The organism is Pseudomonas sp. GD03858, from assembly GCF_029840925.1.
GTDB lineage: Bacteria > Pseudomonadota > Gammaproteobacteria > Pseudomonadales > Pseudomonadaceae > Aquipseudomonas.
Genome location: NZ_JAOCDM010000179.1, coordinates 1 through 6336 on the forward strand (window position 1 = coordinate 1; position 6336 = coordinate 6336).

At 64.3% G+C, this 6336-nt stretch carries 5 protein-coding genes; all 5 read right to left on the reverse strand.

Annotated elements, in window-relative coordinates; all coding sequences use genetic code 11:
• Window positions 1-19: 19 nt before the first annotated feature.
• Window positions 20-1684 (reverse strand): glucose-6-phosphate isomerase, encoded by a 1665-nt coding sequence (gene pgi / locus N5D48_RS25415; protein ID WP_279888834.1) that lies wholly within the window; start codon window positions 1682-1684, stop codon window positions 20-22.
• Window positions 1685-1875: 191 nt separating this feature from the next.
• Window positions 1876-2739, reverse strand: coding sequence for a pantoate--beta-alanine ligase (gene panC / locus N5D48_RS25420; protein ID WP_279888835.1), 864 nt, complete (start codon window positions 2737-2739; stop codon window positions 1876-1878).
• Entirely contained in the window at window positions 2736-3536 is an 801-nt protein-coding gene (panB, locus tag N5D48_RS25425; protein WP_279888837.1) for a 3-methyl-2-oxobutanoate hydroxymethyltransferase, read from the reverse strand. Before panB ends, panC begins: the two co-directional genes overlap by 4 nt.
• 250 nt (window positions 3537-3786) lie before the next feature.
• Complete coding sequence (gene folK / locus N5D48_RS25430; protein WP_279888838.1) at window positions 3787-4266, reverse strand: 2-amino-4-hydroxy-6-hydroxymethyldihydropteridine diphosphokinase; 480 nt, start codon at window positions 4264-4266, stop codon at window positions 3787-3789.
• 2 nt (window positions 4267-4268) lie between these two features.
• On the reverse strand, window positions 4269-5663 hold the full coding sequence (locus tag N5D48_RS25435; RefSeq protein ID WP_279888839.1) for a polynucleotide adenylyltransferase PcnB: 1395 nt from the start codon (window positions 5661-5663) through the stop codon (window positions 4269-4271).
• Window positions 5664-6336: the final 673 nt, after the last annotated feature.

The following is a 6336-nucleotide window of genomic DNA, read 5'->3' on the forward strand; positions in this document are numbered from 1 at the left end:
GGCGGTGTGGCCTATGGCATCAGCCGCGATGACGGCCGCGGAAGTAGTTGATCAGGCCCTGGGTCGAACCGTCCTCGGCGCTGTCCTCCAGGCCGCCCACCAGGCGCTGGTACACGCCCTTGCCCAGTTCCTTGCCCAGTTCCACGCCCCATTGGTCGAAGGCGTTGATACCCCAGATCACGCTCTGCACGAAGACCTTGTGCTCGTACATCGCCACCAGCGCGCCCAGGCGGCGCGGGCTGATGCGCTCCACCACCAGGGTGTTGCTCGGGCGGTTGCCCGGGATCACCTTGTGCGGCGCCAGCTTGGCGATATCGGCCTCATTCAGGCCCTTGGCGCGCAGTTCGGCCTCGGCTTCCTCACGGGTCTTGCCGAGCATCAGCGCCTGGCTCTGCGACAGACAGTTGGCGTACAGCCACTGATGGTGGTCCGCCACCGGGTTGAAGCTCACCACCGGGACGATGAAGTCGGCCGGGATCAGCTGGGTGCCCTGGTGCAGCAACTGGTGGTAGGCATGCTGGCCGTTGCAGCCGACGCCACCCCAGATCACCGGGCCGGTATCGGTCTTCACCGGGCTACCGTCCTGCAGCACGCTCTTGCCGTTGGATTCCATGTCCAGCTGTTGCAGGTGCTTGGTGATATTGCGCAGGTAGTGGTCGTACGGCAGGATCGCGTGGCTGCGCGCGCCCCAGAAATTGCCGTACCACACGCCCAGCAGGGCCAGCAGCACCGGCATGTTCTTGTCGAACGGCGCGGTCTGGAAATGCTGGTCCATGGTGTAGGCGCCGGACAGCAGTTCCTTGAAATTGGCGGTGCCGATGGCCAGGGCGATCGGCAGGCCGATGGCCGACCACAGCGAGTAGCGCCCGCCGACCCAGTCCCACATCGGGAAGATGTTCTCTTCACGGATACCGAAGGCCACGGCCGCGGCCTTGTTGCTCGATACGGCGATGAAGTGCCGGTACAGCTCGGCTTCCGAGCCGCCCTGGGCCAGGTACCAGGTGCGGGCGGCCTGGGCGTTCTTCAGGGTTTCCAGGGTGTTGAACGATTTCGACGAGACGATGAACAGGGTGGTCTCGGCGCGCAGCTTGGCCGACAGCTCATGGAATTCACTGCCGTCGATGTTCGCCAGATAGTGGCAGCGCACGCCACGCTGGGCGTAGGGCAGCAAGGCTTCGGAGACCAGTTCCGGGCCGAGGAACGAACCGCCGATGCCGATGTTGACCACGTCGGTGATCGGCTTTTCGCTGTAGCCGCGCCACAGGCCGTCGTGGATGCGACCGACCAGCTCGGTGATCTGGTTGAGCACCTTGTGCACTTCGGGCATCACGTTGACGCCGTTCACGCTGAGCTTGTCGCCCACCGGGCGGCGCAGGGCGGTGTGCAGTACCGGGCGGCCTTCGGAGGCGTTGATGATCTCGCCGCTGAACATCGACTTGATCGCTGCCTCGAGGTCGACTTCCTTCGCCAGGTTCACCAGCAGGTCACGGGTCTGCTCGGTGATCAGGTTCTTCGAGTAATCGAGGAACAGGCCACAGCTGCTCAAGGAGAACTGGTCGAAGCGCTTGCCGTCGGCGGCGAAGGCTTCGCGCATGCTGAAGCCCTGCATGGCGTCGCGGTGTTGCTGAAGCGCCTGCCAGGCGGGCAGCGCCGTCACATCGTGGGGGGTACGGTAATACGCCATCGCGGGTGGTTTCCTTGGTGCATGGTCAGGCTTTGACAGTGGCAATCGTTGCCGGTTGCAAGCTGAACATTATAGGCATTGGCACCAAGGCGGGAATGGGGAAGGCGAGCGGCGCGGATTAAAAATTGTCACCGATCCGATACCTGGGGTTCGCGTTGGGGGCGACGCCTCGCCGCCCCCATGCGTCGGCCTCAGGCGCTCTGCTCTTCCAGGTGCAGGTAGACGTTGTCGATCAATCGGGTGTTACCCAGGTAGGCTGCCGCGATCACCACCAGGTCACGATCGTCGATCATCGCCGGGCGCAGCGTCAGGGCATGGCGTACTTCCAGGTAATCCTTTCGCAGCCCGGCCGCTTCCAACCGAACCTGGCCATCGGCGATCAGTGCGGGGAAGTCCCGCTGGCCACGGCGGATGGCCTCGGCCATGCCGCTCAGCACACGGTACAGCTCGGGGGCGGCGGCCCGCTGCTCCGGCGTCAGGTAGCCGTTGCGCGACGACAGCGCCAGGCCGTCTTCGGCGCGCACGGTCGGCTCGCCGAGGATCTGGATCGGCATGTTCAGGTCGCGGACCATGGCGCGGATCACCGCCAGTTGCTGGAAGTCCTTTTCGCCGAACACGGCCAGATCAGGCTGGACCATGTTGAACAGCTTGCTGACTACCGTCGCCACGCCTTCGAAGTGTCCGGGGCGGCTGGCGCCGCACAGGCCTTCGGACAGCTGCGGCACGCTCACGCGGGTCTGTACGCTCATGCCATCGGGGTACATTTCCTCGACGGTGGGGGCGAACAGCAGGTGGCAGCCGGCCTGGAGCAGTTTCTCCTGGTCGGCGGCAAGGGTGCGCGGGTACTTGTCGAGGTCTTCGCCGGCGCCGAACTGCAGCGGGTTGACGAAGATGCTGGCGACCACGAAGTCGGCGCGCTGGGCGGCCTTGGTCACCAGGGCGGCATGGCCGCTGTGCAGGTTGCCCATGGTCGGTACGAAGGCGATGCGCTTGCCTTCGCCACGGGCGCGGGCCACGGCGGCACGCAGTTCACGGACGGTCTTGACGGTATTCATGCGCTGAACCCATGTTCGCTGCCAGGGAAGCTGACTTCCTTGACCGCACGGACATAGGCGGCCAGGGCACTCTGGATATCCGGCTGGCCGGCCATGAAGTTCTTCACGAACTTCGGCACGCGGCCGCTGAGCGACAGCCCGAGCATATCGTGCAGGACCAGTACCTGGCCGTCGGTGGCGCTGCCGGCGCCGATACCGATGACCGGGATGCTCACGGCCTGGGTGATTTCCGCGGCCAGTTCGCTGGGCACGCATTCGAGCAGCAGCATGGCCGCGCCGGCCTGCTCCAGGGCAATGGCATCGGCGCGCATCTGCCGCGCCTGGGCTTCCTGGCGGCCCTGGACCTTGTAGCCGCCCAGCACGTTGACGGTCTGTGGCGTCAGGCCCATGTGCGCGCACACCGGCACGCCACGCTCGGCCAGCAGGCGGATGGTTTCGGCCAGCCAGGCGGCGCCTTCGATCTTGAGCATGTGGGCGCCGGCACGCATCAGCTGGGCGGCGTTGGTGAAGGCCTGCTCGGGGGTGGCGTGGGCCATGAAGGGCAGGTCGGCGAGGATCAGCGCCCCTTCGTTGCCACGTTTGACGCAGGCCGTGTGGTAGGCCATGTCGTTGTTGGTGACGGGCAGCGTGCTGTCATGGCCCTGCAGGACCATTCCCAGGGAGTCGCCCACCAGCAGCACTTCCACGCCGGCCTGGCTGGCGACCTTGGCGAAGGTCGCGTCGTAGCAGGTCAGCATGGTGATTTTCTCGCCCTTGGCCTTCAGGCCGTGCAGGGTGGTCAGGGTTACTTCAGGCATGTAGGGGAATCCTCGTTCAGGCGCTGTGAAAAACAACTGCGTACAACGCGTGTATTCATCTTTCGGAGCGGCACATCATCGGGCGTGATGTTCGGGCACAGGTCCGTCCGAGCCTAAATGGGTGATTGCGGCATAGTGGCGCCGCGGGACGCCTATAGTCGTGAGCGAGGTGGGGGAAGTCAACCAGCTGTGTTACCGCAATGTTACGGCGTGGGTGTTACTGGCGTTACCGCCGTCTGCAACGCCCGGACTACAGGCGTTCCAGGCCGACGAACGGGCAGTCCTGGAGCAACTGTGCCAGGGGGCGGCCATCGGCGAGATGGAAGTCGGCGGGCACCAGTTCGGCGAGCGGGTAGAGCACGAACGGGCGGGCGTGCATGTGATAGTGCGGCACCGTCAGGCGTGGCTCGTCGATGACCCTGTCACCGAACAGCAGCACGTCGAGGTCGAGGGTGCGTGGCCCCCAGCGCTCCTTGCGCACACGGCCCTGGTCGTTCTCGATGGCTTGCAGGGCGTCGAGCAGCTCCAGTGGTGCCAGCGCCGTGTCGATGGCCGCCACGGCGTTGGTGTAGCGCGGCTGGCCGGGCAGCAGCGAGTCGCTGGTGTAGAGCGCCGATGCCGCCGCCAGGCGGGTGTCGGCGATCAGGTCCAGGGCCTGCAGGGCGCTGCGCAGCTGTTCGGCGGGCTCATCCAGGTTGCTGCCCAGGCCGATGAACGCACGGATGCTCACGTTCAGTCCCAGGCCTGCTCGTCGTCACGCTTGCGCTTGCTGCCACTGCGCTTGCGCTTGCGCGGGCCGGCAGCGGTGCTGGCACCGTCATCGCGGTTGCCCAGCTCGCGGATCATGTCGCGGCGCTGGCTGTCGTTGGCGTCCTGGTAGTCGGTCCACCATTCGCCCAGGCCGTCGGTCTGCTCGCCGGCGCTCTCACGCAGCAGCAGGAAATCGTAGCCGGCGCGGAAGCGCGGGTTGTCCAGCAGCATGTCGGCACGCTTGCCGCTGCGCCGTGGCAGGCGCTCCTGCATGTCCCAGATCTCGCGGATCGGCAGGGTGAAACGCTTGGGGATCGCAATGCGCGCGCACTGTTCGGCGATCAGGTCGTGGGCCGCGCCGTTCATGGCCGGGATCGGCGGCACACCCTGGCTCTGCAGGTACAGCGCACGGCCTGGCAAGGCCGGCCAGAGCAGGGCGGCGAACAGGAAGGCCGGGGTCACCGGCTTGCCCTGCCTGACACGCAGGTCGGTGTTGGCCAGCGCCTGGCTGATCAGGGTATGGGTATAGGTCGGGCGTTCTTCGAGGGCATGGCTGCTGGCCGGGAACAGAGGCTCGAACAGTTCCAGGTCGACCAGCATTTCAAAGGCGATCGCACCCTGGCCGTTGAGGAACAGCTTGAGGCTTTCCTCGAACAGGCGCGCGGGCGGGATGTCGCGCAGCATGGGCGCCAGCTCGCGGATCGGCTGCACGGTGTGCTTTTCGATACCGAAGTCGAGCTTGGCGGCGAAGCGCACGGCGCGCAGCATGCGCACCGGGTCTTCCTGGTAGCGATGGGTCGGATCGCCGATCAGGCGCAGCAAGCGGTTGCGGATGTCGTGGACGCCGTTGGCGTAGTCGAGGACGCGCTCGCTGACCGGGTCATAGTACAGGGCGTTGATGGTGAAATCGCGACGTTGCGCGTCTTCTTCCAGGGTGCCGTACACGTTGTCACGCAGGATGCGGCCGCTGGCATTGTGCGACGAGCGGTGGCTGTCGGCCTGGTCCTCGTCCGAATGCGGTGCGCGGAAGGTGGCGACTTCGATGATGTCACGGCCGAAATGCACGTGTACCAGCTTGAAGCGCCGGCCAATGATGCGGGCATTGCGGAACTCGGCGCGCACCTGTTCGGGCGTGGCGCTGGTGGCGACGTCGAAGTCCTTGGGGGTGATGCCCAGCAGCAGGTCGCGCACGCAGCCACCGACCAGGTAGGCCTGGTAACCGGCCGCCTGCAGGCGCTCGACGATGCTCACCGCATGGCGGCTGAACTGGCTGCGTTGCAGCGAGTGCTGGCTCTTGTTGATCACTTCAGGCGTGGTGCGCCTGTGGTGCTGGCCACGAACGGGCGGGCGGAACGACTGGAACAGCTTCTTCAGCATGGGATGCACTGTTTGAAGGAATGATCGGCCAAGGATAGGAGAATGGCCGCATGATGGGCGGGGATTCTAGCATTTACTGGGGGAATGGTGTAGGCGGTGTGTCAAGCGGTGTCGAAGCGGGAGAAACGACATGGGGAGCCGAAGCTCCCCATCAAGTCGTTGCGTGCTCTTATTGTTTTTCTGCTGGGCTTCTTGTTTTTGTTGAGCGCCCTGTCCACAAATCTAAAAGCTTGTGGACGACCCTCACACCGAGGGTAAAGAGCAAACGGATTGCTTTGGTCGCCGAGATGATGCTGATCTTTCGATCCAATCAGTTCAGGTGCTGCTTTTGAGTGCAGTTTTTGTTGTTCTCTGTCTGATCGTGGGGCAAGCCCCAAACACAACTCCTCTCCAAAAGAATCAGTTAGCTGCGTCTCCGCCGTCTTGTTCTTGTTATGCGTGAGCCGTTTCGTCTTGTTCTTATTTTGAGTTGCAGTGCTTGTTATTGTTCTTGTACCGAAGATATAGCAGATGCCGTGCCAACTTTTGAAAACCTAGTGAAACCGGGGCTTTCGGCGATTCTGGCAGGAGCGGAAGGCGGGCAAATGTAGAAATTTCGTTACCGTACGCCTCGGTGGCTGTTACGGCTGACAGCTTGGGTAACAGATTTTTACGGGAGCTGAGCGGTTACCGC